Here is a 15,584-nt window from a genome sequence, read left to right as displayed (position 1 = left end):
ACCTCGTCCAAATAGTTTTCCCGCAAAAATGCGGCCGTTCGCTTCCATTCGTCAAGAGCTCGGACCGTTCGCCGGGGGAAGATGAAACAAACCGCAGTTGATGACGGATACCTGCACACGGGGGCGGTACTGCCGTTCAATCTCGTTACGGCGGTTGCCGTACTGCGTCTCGATATCGATCCGCTGCTCCGGTTCGGCTGATTTCAGCAGCGATTCGTAATAGTCGGCCATGCGCGCCAGCTCATCCGACAGCCGGTACTGCGCCTCCTGTGCCCAGCGGTGGTCCGATGCGGCGACCTTCCGTTCCAGATGCTCCTCCAGAAACAGCACCGCCCGCGGCAGCGTAATCCGGTCCGGTGTCACGTACACATGAGCAGGCAGGCGGGGCGTCAGCTTCTTCGCCAGCAGTAGTTCATGGAAGCGGTCTCGGATTTCGCCGGTTTGCAGCCGGATGCCGAGGGAGAGGAGCTCGCTCCGCTTCAAATCGCAGGCGTATTCGATTTTGTAGTTTACCGCAAGCCAAGTATCGTAAGGCACGGTAGCGGCGTTTCGCGGCTGGTCCGGGGCATAGTGCTCGAACATGCGGACGAAGCGGCCCTTCGTCCTAACGGACTCGAACATCTGCTCGAGCCGGCGGCTTCCGTAGGTGACCTCGTCCCGCGGTATGCGGGCGGTAAAGCTTGTTGGCACGAAGCCGAAATAGCGGCCCAGAATGCTATCCCCTTGCGGCGGGGTTCCCGGCGCTTGGGGCGGCATACCCGGCGCAGCCGGCGCCTGCTGGCCCATTACCGGTGCGCCCGTACCTTGTATGGACGCCAGTCCCGGCGGAGCAGCCGCGCTGATTCCGGTTTGCGTACCGGCAGCTTGCGGCGGATGAAGCTCCCGGTACGCCTCCGGGTCGAAGATGAACGTGCAGGTCATCGTCTCCGGTGCCGCGCCCGTCCGTTCTACGAAGCTCCAGTAATACGGGCGATTGGTTAAGTCGCGGTCGGCGGACGGGGAGAGCTTCACGGTTACGTAAGCAGGATGCTTCTCCAGGATGTCGCACTGCTCCGCTTCGAGATAGCGCATGACAAAGGAGCGGATTTGTTCGGTGTTCATCGTCATGGCTGCAGCTCCTCGTTGCGGCGGTGAGCTTCGGCTGGCGTTTGTCCGACGGCGTTCAGCAGGTTTTGCAGACGCATCGATCCCTGGGCTTCCTGCTCCACCTCCGAACGAACCGTCGTGAACGACCGTCCCAGATCGTCCAGCTCGCGCCGGATTTCCTCGCTGCTTTTGGAGGAAAGGAGCACCTTGGCCAGATGCGTTTCCAGCGAAGCTTTCTTGTCGAATCGCTCCAGAATCGTATCCAGCTCTCCGATGACGAGCTCGAACATGTTGATTTTCTCGTGCAGCAGCGAGAGGATGTACTCCTCGATCGTCCCTTCGGTAGAGAGGTTGTAGATGCGGACGTCTTCCATCTGTCCCAGCCGGTGCACCCGTCCGATCCGCTGTTCCACCCGCATCGGATTCCAGGGCAGGTCGAAGTTGATCATGTGATGGCAAAACTGCAGATTGATGCCTTCGCCGCCCGCCTCCGTCGCTACGAGCACCTGCGCCCGGTTCCGGAACAGGTCCATCATCCAGTCCTTCTTGCCCCGGTTCATGCCTCCCCGGTAGGGGACCGCGGTAATTTTATGGTCCTTCAAATATTGCAGCAAATATTCCTGAGAAGCGCGGTACTCCGTGAAGATGATCACCTTGTCCCCGATGTCCCGGACGAGCTCCATCGTCTTCTCCGCCTTCGTGTTGGCCTTGATGCCGCGGATCAGCTCGACCAGCTCCCAGATACGCGTTCTAAGCGGGGAGTCCTCCGGCGTCTTCTTAAACAAATTGACGAGCGTGATAAATACCGCATCCCGGCTGGAGCATACTTCCCGCTGCAGAGTGACGAGCGACAGGACGCTGCCGATATCGCCTCCGGACTCCTCGTAGCGTCCCTTGACGAAATCGGTGACGCCGTCGTACAGCGCCTGCTCGTCCGGCGACAGCTTCAGAGGAATGTTGCGGACGATCCGTTTCGTAAAGTTCACGTGGCCGTCGCTGCGCCGGTTGCGGATCATGACCTTGGACAGCTCGTACTGAAGCTGATCTTCATTCTTCGGTATCCGCTTATCGACGACGAAATTGGCCTGAAAGCTGTTTTGTCCGCCGAGCTGGCCGGGCTTCAGCAGGGTGATCAGATTATACAGCTCCTTCAGATCGTTCTGCACCGGCGTAGCCGTCAGAAGCAGACAATATTTTTTGCGGAGCTCGTTAATGAACTGGTAATTGGTCGTTTTCTTATTCTTCAGCTTGTGCGCTTCGTCGATGACCAGCATGTCGTATTCGATGCCGAGAACGATTTCCCTGTGCGGATCCCGCTTGGCGGTATCCATGGATGCGACGACGATGTCGTTTTGCGCCCACATGTACTCTTTCTTCTGCGCAACGGCGGGAATGCCGAACTTCTGGTTTAGCTCGCGGACCCATTGCAGCACGAGGGAGGCCGGAACGAGGATCAGCACCTTGCGGATCAGCCCTCGAATCAAGTATTCCTTCAGGATGAGACCGGCTTCGATCGTCTTGCCCAGTCCGACCTCGTCGGCTAAGATGGCCCGCCCCCGCATCTCGGTCAGCACTTTCTTGGCCGTGTCGATCTGGTGATCCATCGGAACGAGATTCGGAAGATGCGACATGCATTGCAGCTCGTCGAAGCTGTGGATCAATCTGGAATGCTCGGCCTCGTAAGCGAGCTTGTACATAGCCCACGAGTCCCAAGGACTGCCTCGCATGGAGCGGGCGTGAAGCTCCTCGAACCAATTCCGTTCCAGATGCATCTGCACATGTTCTGTCAATTGCCGCACGTGTTCTTTTCGCTCGGTTGGTTGCATCGGCGCGCCTCTTTTCCAGCTTGAAGCTATAGAGTCAATTCTTAGTATGCACGAATTTCGGGGCTTTCAAACCGTGGCACGATGCATTATCATGGAGGATAAGGCTTATGCGTAAGACTGCAGCAGGAGGAGATGGAACAATGATCGGGAGGATGGGAAGCGGATGGAAGGGCTGGCTGGCGCCGGTGGCGATGGCAGCCGCACTGTGCATGCTCGGAGGCTGCAAGCCGGATGCGCCCGTATCCGCTCCACCGCAAACGACGCCGATTGACGCGGAAGGGGCCAGATCGATTGACCGGATCGGAGATCTTCTTGCGGCCAGCGAATTTCAAGTGTTCAGCATCAACAGCAAATCACAACACGTCCAAACCATCCTGAAGACGCAGCAGCCGATCAGCTCTCTAAGCTATACATCCGAGCATACGGTCATTACCGTGTTCGATCCGAACGATCCGAAGGCATTTCGCGGGTTTTATTTGCGCGATCGGGATACGGACAGCTTCACGCAGATTCCGACTCCCTCCATGGCGCCTAAATTTAGCTATGTCAACGGGGATTTGTTGTTTCTTGCGGCGGCGGACCGGACGGTTCAAAAGGACGGAGAACATACGCGCGTCGGCATTATCAGCTCAAAGAGCATCGCTGGGTGAAGGATTGGCTTGTGCCCGGCGGGATCGAGGATTATGTCGGCCAGGGCAAGGACGTATGGTACGTCACCTCCAACACTGCCGTCGCCAGCTCCAATTTGTATAAAACCGATTTGACGACGGGCGAGGGAGGCAAGCTCATCCAGGATGCGCGCCGGTACCCGCTCGATCAGGTTGAGGCCGATACGGGCGGAAGCATGTTCGTAATGATCTCCCAGCGGAACAAAACGGAATGGTCCAATAAAATTTTCCGGTGGAACCCGCAGCAGACGCCCTACGAGCTGACGGCGAATTTCGTCTCGAATACGCTCCCGTTCTCCTATTCGATCAAAGCGCTGAACGGGAAGCTGCTGATTGCCCGCAACGATTTGAGCGGAGGCCATTCGGAGCTCGATAAGCCCTTGTCGCTTCTGGATCTGAAGACGCACCAGCAGGTGCACTTGACCTGGGAGCACCGGCCGATAGCGCTCGATCATACCGCAGACGAGTTCGTTGCGCTGGCCGAGGACGGCATGTTGGCGTTTATCCGTCCGGAGGCATCGGAGAAGCCGGACCGGGAGCTCGAGGTTCCCGGGCTGCAGTCAGGCAAGTGGATTGCAGTGAAGAAATAAGACGAGCATAGAGCGAAGGCGAAAGAGAAAGAGGTGCTTCTAATTGAAGGAACAGTGGCGATTCATCCGGTCGGGCTTCGGCTCGCCGGCTTACAATATGGCGGTGGACGAGGCGATTCTGACGGCGGTCAGCGAAGGAAAAGCCCGGCCGACCGTCCGGTTCTACGGCTGGAATCCGCCGACGCTGTCGATCGGCTATTTTCAGAAGGCGCAGCAGGAAATCGATTTTGATGCGCTTGAGCGGGAGGGCATCGGCTTCGTCAGACGGGCGACGGGCGGAAGGGCTGTGCTGCACGATAAAGAGCTCACCTACAGCATCATCGTGCCGGAGAGCTATCCGGGCATTCCTCGGAGTGTCACCGATGCGTACCGGGTGCTTAGCGAAGGTCTCTTGTCGGGCTTCCGCCGGCTGGGGTTGCAAGCGGATATGGTCAAGCTGGAATCCGAGGAAGACAAATCGCAGTACGCCTCCATGGGGTCGGCCGCCTGCTTCGATTCTCCTTCGTGGTATGAATTGGTGGTGGAGGGCCGCAAGATTGCTGGCAGCGCGCAGACCCGCCAGAAGGGCGTCGTGCTCCAGCACGGGTCGATTCTGCTGGATCTCGATACGGACCAGCTGTTCCGGATGCTGAGGTTCTCGAACGAACGGGTGGCGGAACGGATGAAGCAGCAGTTCCTGAAGAAAGCGGTCGCGATCAACGACTTGCTGCGGTCGGCAGGCAAACAGGAGGTCACGATCGATGATGCCGAGAAGGCCTTCGAGAAGGGAATCGCGGAGGGTATGCGCATAGAGCTGGCCGAGTCGGCGCTGACGCCTTATGAGGAAGCGCTGGCGCAGCAGCTTGTGCAAGAAAAATACGGAAACGACGCTTGGAACCTGCGAAGATAAGTTGATGACCATAAAAAACCTGCACCGGACCGCCTTCATAGGTGGAGATCGATGCAGGTTTTATTGTGCTGCCCGGATGCTGCTACAAGGCTTCGATCGAACGCTCGAACGCCTGCTGAAGCTTCCGGGTCACCGGCCCGGAGGTACCGCCGCCAATGGTCGCTCCGTCAACCGCAATCACCGGCGTAATCTCCGCCGTTGTCCCGGTAATGAACACTTCGTCGGCTTCCATCAGCTCGGACAGCGTGAACGGACGTTCCTCCGCAGCAATTTCGAGCTCGTTCGCCAGACGAAGGACAACCGCCCTTGTGATTCCGTGCAGAATCAGGTTATTAGCCGGATGGGTGACGATCCGGCCGCCCATAACGATCATGATGTTGGATGCGCTGCATTCGGTTACAGTCCCGCCCCGGTGCATGACGACGTCGCCTGCGCCCCGGTCGAGGGCATGCTGCTTCGCGAGCACGTTCGGGAGCAGGTTCAGCGTTTTCAGATCGCAGCGGAGCCAGCGGATGTCGTCCATCGAGACGATGGAAATTCCGGATTGCACCGCTGCGAGCGGCCGCGGGAGCACATTGGTGAAGGCCATCAGCACGGGAGCGGCAGCCTTCGGGAACGGATGGGAGCGGGAAGCTTCGCCCCTTGTAATTTGAAGGTATACGGTTCCTTCGGTCAGCCGGTTGGCGGCGACGAGCTCTACGAGCTGGTGCAGCAGCTGTTCCGGCTCCGACGGCAGCTCGATCCGCACGTCCGCCGCGCTCTTCTGCAGCCGGCGCATATGGGCGTCAGCTTCGTAAAGCCTGCCGTTATAAACCCGGAACACCTCATAAATGCCGTCTCCGAAATAATAGCCGCGGTCTTCCGGTGAAATATGAACTTCCTCCTGCGGCAGCAGCCGATTCTGATACAAATAAACGCCGGACATAGGGCGGCCTCCTTATGTAATAATGAATATTTTTTGGAGCGAACGTACGTTTGATAATTTCCACGGTTTTGTGGTAATCTGATCTAAGGGTACCAACGCGCATCCGCGTTTGTCAAATGGCTTGTCGAATCTTATGAATTTCCCGTAAAGTAAAAAAGAGAGATTGATAGAGAAAAAAGGCAGATATCCGAGCCCTGTCCGTTTTTTACCGGAAAAATCCGCAATCGTCTCATTAGAAACACTATATATTGTACTGTATAATGAATTGTACATACCAGATATTGTGATTTCCTCATGAGGCGCTTGAACCGCAAAACCGCGCCGTTGTGGCGTTTTCGGGCTTTTAATCCATGCCGAAGCCGGTTGGAGAGTGCGAATGAGCCGCCGGAACACCGGGTAAAGACACAAGATAAACCGTTTGTTACAAAAACATCATGATGAGCATGAAGGTTCAGGGGAACCGCTGAGCTTTCACTATTCATATTTTTCGGGAGGTAGTTGAGTTGAAGACCATGCAGCGATCCAAATTGGAAGGCTTAAGCGAGAAAATATTTCTGGACCGTTACGCGATGAAGAATGCCGATACCAGCCATACGAAGGTAGGGGATACCGTCCTTGTATTGACCAAGGACGACCCGAAGTTTCCTGCGAAGGAAGTAGGCGAGGTGATCGAACGCAGCGGCAAGCAGGTGAAAGTCAAGGTTCGCAGCGGAGACATCGTGGAATCCTCCGTAGAGAAGCTGACATTGACGGTGGAAAAGACGCCTGAACAGATGTGGGACCGCTTGGCCGCCGCCATGGCTTCTGTCGAGGCTACTCCGGAGAAGCGGACGGAATGGACGGAGAAATTCCGTTACGTGCTGGACGACTGGAAGCTCGTTCCCGGCGGCCGGATCGCGGCAGGAGCGGATGCCAGCGACGAGCTGACCCTCTTCAACTGCTACGTCATTCCTTCTCCTCATGACAGCCGCGGCGGCATTATGGCCACGCTGTCCGAGATGACCGAAATTATGGCGCGAGGCGGCGGTGTCGGCATTAATCTGTCTTCGCTGCGTCCACGCCGATCGGTGGTGAAGGGCGTGAACGGTTCTTCCAGCGGGGCCGTGTCCTGGGGCGGGCTGTTCAGCTACACGACCGGCTTGATCGAACAGGGCGGCAGCCGCCGCGGCGCGCTCATGCTGATGATCAACGACTGGCATCCGGATGTGCTGGATTTCATCACCGTGAAGCAAACGATGGGCCAAATCACGAACGCGAATTTGTCCGTTTGCGTCAGCAACGGCTTCATGAAGGCCGTGAAGGAGGATCTGGACTGGGAGCTTGTCTATCCTGACACGACCGACGCGGAGTACGACGAACTGTGGGACGGCGATCTCGAGAAGTGGAAGAAGCTGGGCAAAAACGTCATTCCATACCGGACGGTAAAAGCGCGCGACGTATGGCACACGATCATCGAATCGGCATGGAAATCAGCCGAGCCTGGCGTCGTATTTATGGAATATTACAACCAGATGTCCAACAGCTGGTACTTCAATCCGATCATCTGCACGAATCCTTGCGGCGAACAAGGGCTTCCGGCTTGGGGCGTCTGCAACCTGTCCGCCATCAATCTGTCCAAGTTCTATGATGAAGAGAGTCATGACGTGGCTTGGGACGAGCTGGCGAAGACGGTCCGTTATTCCACCCGTTTCCTGGACAACGTCATCGACAAGACGCCTTATCACTTCGAGGAGAACCGGACGAACCAGCAGGGCGAGCGCCGTGTAGGACTTGGCTCGATGGGCCTTGCGGAGCTGATGATCAAGCTTGGCATCCGCTACGGAAGTCCGGAATCGCTTGAATTCCTGGATAAAATATACGGCTTTATGGCGAAGGAAGCGTACCTCGCTTCTGCGGATATAGCGGAAGAGAAAGGCTCGTTCAAGCATTTCAAAGCCGACAAGTTCCTGCTAAGCGGCTTTATGAAAAATATGGTTGCCACATACCCTGAAGTCGGCGCGGCCATTCAGAAGAAAGGCATGCGCAACGTGACGGTCATTACACAAGCGCCGACGGGAAGCACAGGAACGATGGTCGGCACGTCTACGGGCATCGAGCCTTATTTCGCCTTCGAGTACTACCGTCAAAGCCGTCTCGGCTTCGACAAGCAGTACGTGCCGATCGCGCAGGAGTGGAAGGATGCGCATCCGAACGAGGAGCTGCCGGATTACTTCGTAACGGCGATGGATCTCTCCGCCGAGGACCATATCCGGGCGCAAGCGGCGATCCAGCGATGGGTCGACAGCTCGATCTCCAAGACGGCGAACTGTCCTGCCGATTTTACAGTGGAAGAGACGAAGCGGCTTTATGAGCTGGCCTTTGACCTTGGCTGCAAAGGCGTAACGATTTACCGCGACGGCAGCCGTGACGTTCAGGTGCTCAGCACCGATAAGAAGGAAGAGAAGACGGAACAGCCTAAAGAGGAAACGGCCGTTGCAGCGCCTGCGCCTGAAGCGAAGCCGGACGAAGATTCTCTGACGAACCTGACGAAGTCGCTTGCCGTGAACGTCGACGCCAAGACGGAGCAAGTGTTCGACAAGCAGTACAAGAAACGTCCGCAGGCTCTGCGCGGCGCGACCTACAAGTACAATACGCCATTTGGCATGGCTTATATAACGATCAATGATATGAACGGCAGCCCGAGCGAGATTTTCCTCAATGTGGGCAAAGCCGGCTCCGACGTCTTCGCGATGTCCGAGGCGCTCGGACGCGTATGCTCCCTGTTCCTGCGCTACGGCGATCACGGCAACAAGGTGCAGCTGCTCGTGAAGCACCTCAAGGGCATCGGCGGCTCCGGCGCGATCGGCTTCGGCGCGAACCGCGTCGAATCGATCGCCGACGCCGTAGCCAAGGCGCTTGAAGTCCATGGCGAAAGCGGCGAGAACGCAGACGATTACGTGACGGCCACGCAGGAGGTCGTCATGGAGACGACGGCGCAATACGCCGTCACCCGCAGCGCGGCCACTTCGCTGGACCTGTGCCCGTCCTGCGGTTCCGCCTCGCTGATCAACAGCGAGGGCTGCAAGAACTGCAGCCATTGCGGCTATAGCCGCTGCAGCTAAGAAAAGAGGCCTTCGGGCCTCTTTTTTGTTGTGAAATTCCAAAATTCATAAGAATTGTTCCAGAGTTCGTAAGAAGCTTTGTTCCATAATTCATAAGAATCGAAAAATATTCATTTATTTGTATAAAAATACAATAGGTTAGGCAATGATGATGTTCATTGCCTAACCTATTTTTGTGAAAAGAGATGAAATTCAATTGAAGCCTTTGTTAAACCGTCCCCAAATTTACACCGATGAGTCTGTAGAGGGGTATATGTATAGATTAGCCCAAGCGAATCATAGAGAAGTTAGCGAGTTAGAATTGAAGTATCCAACTCTAAATAGTGAAGAAAGAGACCAATTTCTAGTTAATTTGATCAATTTATCACGGCAGAATTTTTCTGATGCTAATTTATTATATAACTACCGTATAAACAGGTTAACATTGCCACAATGGAAGGAAAATCTTTACACAAGATTCTGTCCCAAATGCTTAGACAAATCTGCATATCATCGGATAATGTGGTGCCTAACACATCATACTTATTGTGTTACTCATTTAGTATATTTAGTCGATTGTTGCCCTAGATGTGATACAAAAACAACAATTATAGATACAGTAAAGGGAGTTTGTAGGTGCGAATATAGGCTTTCTCTAAGTAATACAGAAAGTATTGATATTGAATCCGGATTTTTAACTAATGAGGGAGAATTTAAACTTGTACAATCACCGTTTCTAATGTTAAAACTTACACCAACGGAGCAGATAAAAGCAATACAAAGATTGCTATATTGTCTACTAACGAAAACTAGTTTGGAAAAATTAGAACTTTCTCGTAAAGAAATAGATCTTCTTGCTTATGGATATTATTCAGACATCAAGATGTTGCATTTTTATTTGAATTTTGTCAGGGACCTTTTGAAGGATTGGCCATCATAATTAATTCTTTTTCTAAATAATAATTTAAAGAAAGATAAGGATGTGCAAGACTTCATGTTTGATTTAATTCACTTGATCTCAGATTCTCAACTCAAGAAAGAATTAATGAAAACATATAAAAGAGAGAAGAGTTTTTGTGGTAGATTCGTCAAATTTTTTCCAGAGCATATCTACTTTGATCGAGAGTTTGTTCCAATAATTGACCTTATGGAAAAATTCAATTATTCTCATAAGAGTTTATCGCTTATCATTAGAAAGCATGAAATTGAAACGATAGTCCACCCCCGTAATAAATTAATTCTTATTAATCAAAAATATATCAATATATTAGAAAATGAACCTATCCTAATAGAAAAATTAGAAGATTATGTCTCGTCCGCTAGGGTTTCTGATATTTGGAAAACAAGCGAATGGTCAGTAAAAATTCTTTGTCAAATGTTAAAAATATCTAGCAAGAAAATATTTGACGATAATTGTTACCCTTTTAAAAAAATAGAGAAATTAACCAAGAAGGTAAAAAATTATATTACTTCATATGATCTTAAAGAAAAATATATGTGGGATATAGAAACTTTGAACAGACATTTAAAAAGGAAAAACATTGAACCTATTCATTCTGACGATTCTTGGCAAGGGTATGTTTATTTAAAAGAAAAAGCACTTCAAGGAATTTATGATTTAAGTAATAACAAAGAAGATTATTTAAATCGAATTGGCACGATCGCCTTTCTAGGTCAGAAATTGTTTGAAACAGCTAAATTAGATATATATTATATATCATACGGAACAAGTAGATATCCTCATTATTTAAAATCCGAAATTGAGAAAATAAAAGAGCTTTATGATGATCTATGTAAAATTCACGATGAACAATCTATTTATAGGCAGGTGAAAGTATTAAGTAAGGAAAAGATTGTTAGATGAAAAAAGTTTTTCAGTAGTTTTCACCAGCAATATTTGATGTGTCTGGAGATAAAATAACTATGTCGCTGAATTCTCGACTATACGTTTCACTTTGCAAAATAGCATTGTTTATAATGGTAATGATACCGAGTTAAAAAATATGGAGGATATTTATGTCTGAGATTGATGATGATCTTAAGGTTGTTCCTTTTATAACCTTAAATAAAGTAAAGGAAAATCTAAGAAAACTTGAAATGACAGCAGGAATGACATTAGAAGAATTAAAGGAACAGATTTTGAAAGGAAAGATTTTGAACTATTCTCACGCTACCTTGGAAATATAGGAGGATTTTGAGACACTACGTAAGGAAATGGAGGAAAGAAATCCGAATGAGCGACTATTTGATGCGTAAAGATAATCGCGGAAGCCTTTAAGTAAGGTAAAGGTATATTGTGGCGACGTAGAGTGACAGCGTTCATTAAGCTCTAACGAAGAACGATAGTTCAACATCAAAACGGCTGCCGCGGGGTAGCCGTCATTGCGCTACCGAAGAACGAGAGCTCAAAAGTAAACCACGACAAGGCTGCCGCGAATGATCGGCAGCCTTTGTTAACCTAAACCATTCCTGTTAGGGCTAAGAATAGCCTTTGTCAAAAAAGGAGCACCTCGGTATGATGGGTTTGTCGACGGGTTAATCACCCAACACCATCAAGGAGGCGCTCTTATGGGTGCTGGCGACCTTAGACAGTATGCTCATGGACGTCAATTATTGCGTAAGGCAGGCTTGAACCTAGCCGAAAGCACTTCCGGGAAACGCAAGGGACAGATCGTTCTATCTAAAAGGCGATGCTGTTCGATAAAAATAAAGTGTTAGACTGGACTCCTTGAATTTACGGGCTTTATGAACCGAAAAATCGTCAACACCCTGAAAATAAGTGTTAGACTGACTCAAAAAAGAAACAGCGGCGGACTAGGACCCTAAAAATAAAGTCTTAGACTGTCGCTGTTTTATTACGCTATCGTCTTCCGTTTGTTCAAGATACACTGAAAAGTTCATTGCGGTTCTACCGCTGTTTACGCTCCAAACGGTTAATTAAGCGAATTGCCTTGCTGATGTCAGGGAGACTGTTAGCCAACGCATCTTCCGCACGTTCAAATTTATTACGGTTAACAAATCGCTTTGCTGCATTCAAATCCTTAATTGCACCATTGATTGCTCGTCTCGTTATGTCACAACCTCGTAAATTAGGACAACCAATGAAGCGCATTAATCTGACATTTCCTGTCACTGCCCTTTTATTATTCTTTTTACAAGAACAAGCCATAGCCATCTCACCTCCCCTTCTTAAAAGGAGATGCAGATTTATGGAAATTTGATTGGACTGTGGCAGACGATACCGTAAAACACTTCCACTTCTTCAGTTAACCTGCCCGTTTAATCCCCAAGTCTAGTCTATAACTCTATTTTCTCAGACGCTCCAACTCGTAGGGAATCATCCTGTGTTCCGACAGCTGCATGAGAATAATGTTCAAGTTAAGCGAATGAAGAAGCAGCAGTCGGTATTTAAACTGCTTGGAAAATTGGCACGCATCATCATCGGCATCGTTCAACGGGCAGAATCGTTTTCTCCTGAAAAAGCAGCCCCTACATCCATTCAAGCTGCCTAAGACGGATTAAACGATCACGTATATTGACTCATTCGCGGGATTTTACAAAGAAAGCACGGAGGACCGAGTTACTGCCCGATAAGGGCTCAGACCCGTCAGCTAAACGTTATCGGTCTCCACGCCTTGGACAGGTGTAACGAAGCATGTAAGGGCATAGACCCGTAGAGTCATGGGATGGTGAACCTCCAAGGAGATTGTGGAGTATGCGTGCAGAAGAATAACACTTGGAGAATTGTTCCGCACGCTTCTTCTGTTCCTGCATGCCCAGGATTGGAACAACGGTGTCTACTGAGCTTACTTTTCGATCAGCAACTTATTCCAAGGCGATGAAATCCTGCGAATGAGTGAGTATATGTGAGATAACCTTTAAAACCGAGGGACGGGCAGTAGAGCGTGGCAACAACCGGCTATTTTTGTTTGCTTATTTTTTGTTACATCTTGAGATCGCAGAGGCAGACGCTTTACCCTACTCGGTTTTATTATCACCTATTGGAACTGGGTCAGCATATTTTTTTAAGAAAGTAATATACAGCAAACTCATAATATGATAATAATAAAGCCAATGGAAGAAATAAACCTCTTCAATAAGGATGATCCTGAATGTCAACTCGTTGTAAGAACTGCGTTAAGACTACAGAATTAAAATATAAGTATGGTAAAAATAACAATAGTACTATTGAAGCATTCTCTCTAGAATTCTGTGATGACTGTTTTGTAACCATTTATTCGAACAATTTATTTAAAGAAATGACCAGTGGCAACAATTTGTTTAGGGTCTTAATGTTTTCGTTATTCGGCGCCCTAATTATAGCAATGGCTATAATACTAATACTTTATGGAATTATTATTGTAAATTTTGAATTATTAAATCCAAGTTACCTCTTAACGTCCTTGTTTTTTTTATTTTTCGGGATTTGGCTTGTAAGCATTCGTTTTTTATTAATAAATGTTACTAAATTCAGGACAAATATTAAGGTTAGAAAAAAGTTATCAGAAATAAATGATTTGACAAAACTTATTATTCAAGAAAAAGAAATAGCTGATCGAAAAAAACAAGAACAAATAAAAAAAGAGCGAGAGCGGACTGAGCGGGAAAAGCAAGAGCAAATTTGGAGGGAGCAGCAAAGGCAAGAGCAATTACGAAGAGAACAAGACAGACAAGAGCGGATTCGAAAAGCCCGAGAGAAAGAATATAAGATAAAAAATTGTGGGATCGAAGAAATAGATAAAATGGATGGAATTGATTTTGAAAAACGGTTAGAGAATTTATTTGTTGTCTTAGATTATAAAGTAACAGTAACACCTAAATCTGGAGATCAAGGTGTTGATTTGATTCTAAAAAAAGATAGCAAAAAAATTGCTGTGCAAGCTAAAAGATATAAAGGCAAGGTTGGGAATTCTGCCGTCCAAGAAATATTGGCCGGAAGAACATACTATGATTGTAGCGAGGGATGGGTAGTAACCACTTCGTATTTCACCGAATCGGCTAAAAACTTAGCCTCTAAAGTGAAAATTAAACTTATTGATAGGGAAGAACTTATTAAATTACTCATTCAACAACAAGAAAAGAGAGCTTAATTATGTTAATAACTGAACACAAAAGGAACTGATAATAATGGGAAACAATGAATTTACTGATTATTATAATATTTTAGGAGTTCACCAAACTGCTTCAAACGAAGAAATAAAGAAGGCTTTCCGATCAAAAGCAAAACATAAGCACCCTGACAGTGGAGGGCTAGAAAACGAGTTTATTTTATTAAAACAGGCTTATGATACTCTCACGGATCAATCCAAGAGGATTGAGTATGACAAGGAATTCAATACATACAGGGAGACTTATAGGAAAAATGATTCAAATTCAAATATTAATAATGTAATCGTTTCAAGTGGTTCTGATAATGCACCAAGTAAAAAGTTTCAGATGATTAATCTTGTTAAATATGTAGGTGCGTTTTCTGTCTTAATCGGAATAGTTGTAATGTTTTTTGCTTTTCTTAACAATGCTATTACCTCAAAGGCACATGTTCTGTCTTCTGTGGAACAAAAGCAGTGGATAGAAAACGATAAAATACTAAAGACAGAACCGCAACCGACTGCTGATAAAATAGAAGGGAAGCAATCGGAAAATAATGTCCCCAAAAAAGAATCACAAACAAGCGCCGTTAATGAAAGCAAAGAACCAAAACTAGATGCACAGAGTAGTAAACCTCAGATTGAGGGAAAGATCGAAGGGAACCCATCGAAAAATAATATTCCCCAAAAAGAACCACAAACAAGCGCAGTTAATGAAGGCAAAGAACCAAAATTAGAAGCGCAGAGCAGTAAACCTCCCATACAGACGACGGAACCCAAACCCTCAAAAGCTGAAACAAAAAACGAAGTGACAACAGTTGAAACTAGGGCACAAGAAGATACAATCCAAAGGGGCACATCGAAAGAAACTGTCAAAGCGATAATGGGAACACCAACGCGAATACTTGACGTCGGTCCTATAGCAACATGGTATTATGGAAGGTCTACAGTAACATTTACAAATGATAGGGTGACTGGCTGGGATAATAGTGGAGGCAATTTAAAATTGGTACAAGCGTCAACTGAGAGCGGAGGTTCTTTATCTACGGGTTCGACAACAAATGATGTCAAAGCGATAATGGGAACACCAACGCGAATACTAGACGTTGGTCCTATAGCAACATGGTATTATGGAAGGTCTACAGTAACATTTACAAATGACAGGGTCACTGGTTGGGATAATAGTGGAGGGAATTTAAAATTGGAGCAAACGTCGACTGAGAGTGGAGGTACTTTTTCTACGGGCTCAACGACAAAAGATGTCAAAGCGATAATGGGAACACCAACGCGCATACTTGACGTCGGTCCTATAGCTACATGGTATTATGGAAGATCGACCATATCTTTTACAAACGACAAGGTGAGTGGTTGGGACAATAGCGGCAATAATTTGAAATTAAGACATTAGGTACGATGGAAGTAAGCAACGGGTC

At 48.5% G+C, this 15,584-nt stretch carries 14 protein-coding genes; 10 read left to right on the top strand and 4 right to left on the bottom strand.

Annotation, left to right across the window (positions count from 1 at the left end; genetic code table 11):
• Positions 1 to 51 precede the first annotated feature (51 nt).
• Both O9H85_RS18435 and O9H85_RS18430 read right to left on the bottom strand, forming a co-directional pair.
• Positions 52 to 1,107, bottom strand: a complete 1,056-nt coding sequence (locus tag O9H85_RS18435; RefSeq protein ID WP_333474221.1) for a YqhG family protein — start codon at positions 1,105 to 1,107, stop codon at positions 52 to 54.
• A complete protein-coding gene (locus O9H85_RS18430; protein ID WP_269882878.1) occupies positions 1,104 to 2,912 on the bottom strand; it encodes a DEAD/DEAH box helicase in 1,809 nt (602 codons plus the stop codon). The genes O9H85_RS18435 and O9H85_RS18430 overlap by 4 nt, the downstream gene beginning before the upstream one ends.
• Before the next feature lie 107 nt (positions 2,913 to 3,019).
• Between O9H85_RS18430 and O9H85_RS18425 the strand changes: the two genes are divergently transcribed.
• The 3 genes from O9H85_RS18425 (at position 3,020) to O9H85_RS18415 (ending at position 5,059) form a co-directional block, all read left to right on the top strand.
• Positions 3,020 to 3,562 (top strand): hypothetical protein, encoded by a 543-nt coding sequence (locus tag O9H85_RS18425; protein ID WP_269882877.1) that lies wholly within the window; start codon positions 3,020 to 3,022, stop codon positions 3,560 to 3,562.
• Positions 3,559 to 4,170, top strand: coding sequence for a hypothetical protein (locus tag O9H85_RS18420; protein ID WP_269882876.1), 612 nt, complete (start codon positions 3,559 to 3,561; stop codon positions 4,168 to 4,170). Before O9H85_RS18425 ends, O9H85_RS18420 begins: the two co-directional genes overlap by 4 nt.
• 97 nt (positions 4,171 to 4,267) lie before the next feature.
• The gene (locus O9H85_RS18415) at positions 4,268 to 5,059 is read left to right on the top strand and encodes a lipoate--protein ligase family protein (RefSeq protein ID WP_269882913.1); all 792 of its coding nucleotides are present in this window, start codon (positions 4,268 to 4,270) and stop codon (positions 5,057 to 5,059) included.
• 82 nt (positions 5,060 to 5,141) lie between these two features.
• On the opposite strand, the gene dat is transcribed toward O9H85_RS18415, so the two are convergent.
• Positions 5,142 to 5,984, bottom strand: a complete 843-nt coding sequence (gene dat / locus O9H85_RS18410) for a D-amino-acid transaminase (protein ID WP_269882875.1) — start codon at positions 5,982 to 5,984, stop codon at positions 5,142 to 5,144.
• Between the two features lie 503 nt (positions 5,985 to 6,487).
• Between dat and O9H85_RS18405 the strand changes: the two genes are divergently transcribed.
• From O9H85_RS18405 to O9H85_RS18390, 4 genes are all read left to right on the top strand, one after another.
• Positions 6,488 to 9,085 (top strand): adenosylcobalamin-dependent ribonucleoside-diphosphate reductase, encoded by a 2,598-nt coding sequence (locus tag O9H85_RS18405; protein WP_269882874.1) that lies wholly within the window; start codon positions 6,488 to 6,490, stop codon positions 9,083 to 9,085.
• A gap of 196 nt (positions 9,086 to 9,281) precedes the next feature.
• Positions 9,282 to 10,004: a TniQ family protein gene (locus O9H85_RS18400; RefSeq protein ID WP_269882873.1), complete on the top strand. Its 723-nt coding sequence runs from the start codon at positions 9,282 to 9,284 to the stop codon at positions 10,002 to 10,004.
• Between the two features lie 54 nt (positions 10,005 to 10,058).
• Positions 10,059 to 10,928, top strand: coding sequence for a hypothetical protein (locus O9H85_RS18395; protein WP_269882872.1), 870 nt, complete (start codon positions 10,059 to 10,061; stop codon positions 10,926 to 10,928).
• A 152-nt stretch (positions 10,929 to 11,080) separates the two neighbouring features.
• On the top strand, positions 11,081 to 11,251 hold the full coding sequence (locus O9H85_RS18390) for a hypothetical protein (protein WP_269882871.1): 171 nt from the start codon (positions 11,081 to 11,083) through the stop codon (positions 11,249 to 11,251).
• Between the two features lie 721 nt (positions 11,252 to 11,972).
• Here O9H85_RS18390 and O9H85_RS18380 read toward each other — a convergent pair.
• Entirely contained in the window at positions 11,973 to 12,239 is a 267-nt protein-coding gene (locus O9H85_RS18380; protein WP_269882870.1) for a hypothetical protein, read from the bottom strand.
• A 169-nt stretch (positions 12,240 to 12,408) separates the two neighbouring features.
• Between O9H85_RS18380 and O9H85_RS18375 the strand changes: the two genes are divergently transcribed.
• The 3 genes from O9H85_RS18375 to O9H85_RS18365 all read left to right on the top strand — a co-directional run bounded on the left by O9H85_RS18375 (position 12,409) and on the right by O9H85_RS18365 (position 15,559).
• Entirely contained in the window at positions 12,409 to 12,576 is a 168-nt protein-coding gene (locus O9H85_RS18375) for a hypothetical protein (RefSeq protein WP_269882869.1), read from the top strand.
• A gap of 600 nt (positions 12,577 to 13,176) precedes the next feature.
• Positions 13,177 to 14,154, top strand: coding sequence for a restriction endonuclease (locus O9H85_RS18370; RefSeq protein ID WP_269882868.1), 978 nt, complete (start codon positions 13,177 to 13,179; stop codon positions 14,152 to 14,154).
• A gap of 37 nt (positions 14,155 to 14,191) precedes the next feature.
• Positions 14,192 to 15,559 carry a J domain-containing protein gene (locus O9H85_RS18365; RefSeq protein WP_269882867.1) on the top strand — a complete coding sequence of 456 codons (1,368 nt, stop codon included), beginning with the start codon at positions 14,192 to 14,194 and terminating at the stop codon, positions 15,557 to 15,559.
• Positions 15,560 to 15,584 lie beyond the last annotated feature (25 nt).

Source organism: Paenibacillus gyeongsangnamensis, from assembly GCF_027533625.1.
Lineage (GTDB): Bacteria > Bacillota > Bacilli > Paenibacillales > NBRC-103111 > Paenibacillus_G > Paenibacillus_G gyeongsangnamensis.
The sequence above is the reverse complement of the archived record's forward strand: the minus strand, read 5'-3'. Positions and strand labels throughout refer to the sequence as shown.

Bases quoted from the DNA above. Each gene is read 5' to 3' on its own strand.
- dat (WP_269882875.1), bottom strand. From the start codon at position 5,984: ATGTCCGGCGTTTATTTGTATCAGAATCGGCTGCTGCCGCAGGAGGAA.
- O9H85_RS18425 (WP_269882877.1), top strand. From the start codon at position 3,020: ATGCGTAAGACTGCAGCAGGAGGAGATGGAACAATGATCGGGAGGATG.
- O9H85_RS18380 (WP_269882870.1), bottom strand. From the start codon at position 12,239: ATGGCTATGGCTTGTTCTTGTAAAAAGAATAATAAAAGGGCAGTGACA.
- O9H85_RS18365 (WP_269882867.1), top strand. From the start codon at position 14,192: ATGGGAAACAATGAATTTACTGATTATTATAATATTTTAGGAGTTCAC.
- O9H85_RS18430 (WP_269882878.1), bottom strand. From the start codon at position 2,912: ATGCAACCAACCGAGCGAAAAGAACACGTGCGGCAATTGACAGAACAT.
- O9H85_RS18395 (WP_269882872.1), top strand. From the start codon at position 10,059: ATGTTTGATTTAATTCACTTGATCTCAGATTCTCAACTCAAGAAAGAA.
- O9H85_RS18415 (WP_269882913.1), top strand. From the start codon at position 4,268: ATGGCGGTGGACGAGGCGATTCTGACGGCGGTCAGCGAAGGAAAAGCC.
- O9H85_RS18435 (WP_333474221.1), bottom strand. From the start codon at position 1,107: ATGACGATGAACACCGAACAAATCCGCTCCTTTGTCATGCGCTATCTC.
- O9H85_RS18370 (WP_269882868.1), top strand. From the start codon at position 13,177: ATGTCAACTCGTTGTAAGAACTGCGTTAAGACTACAGAATTAAAATAT.
- O9H85_RS18390 (WP_269882871.1), top strand. From the start codon at position 11,081: ATGTCTGAGATTGATGATGATCTTAAGGTTGTTCCTTTTATAACCTTA.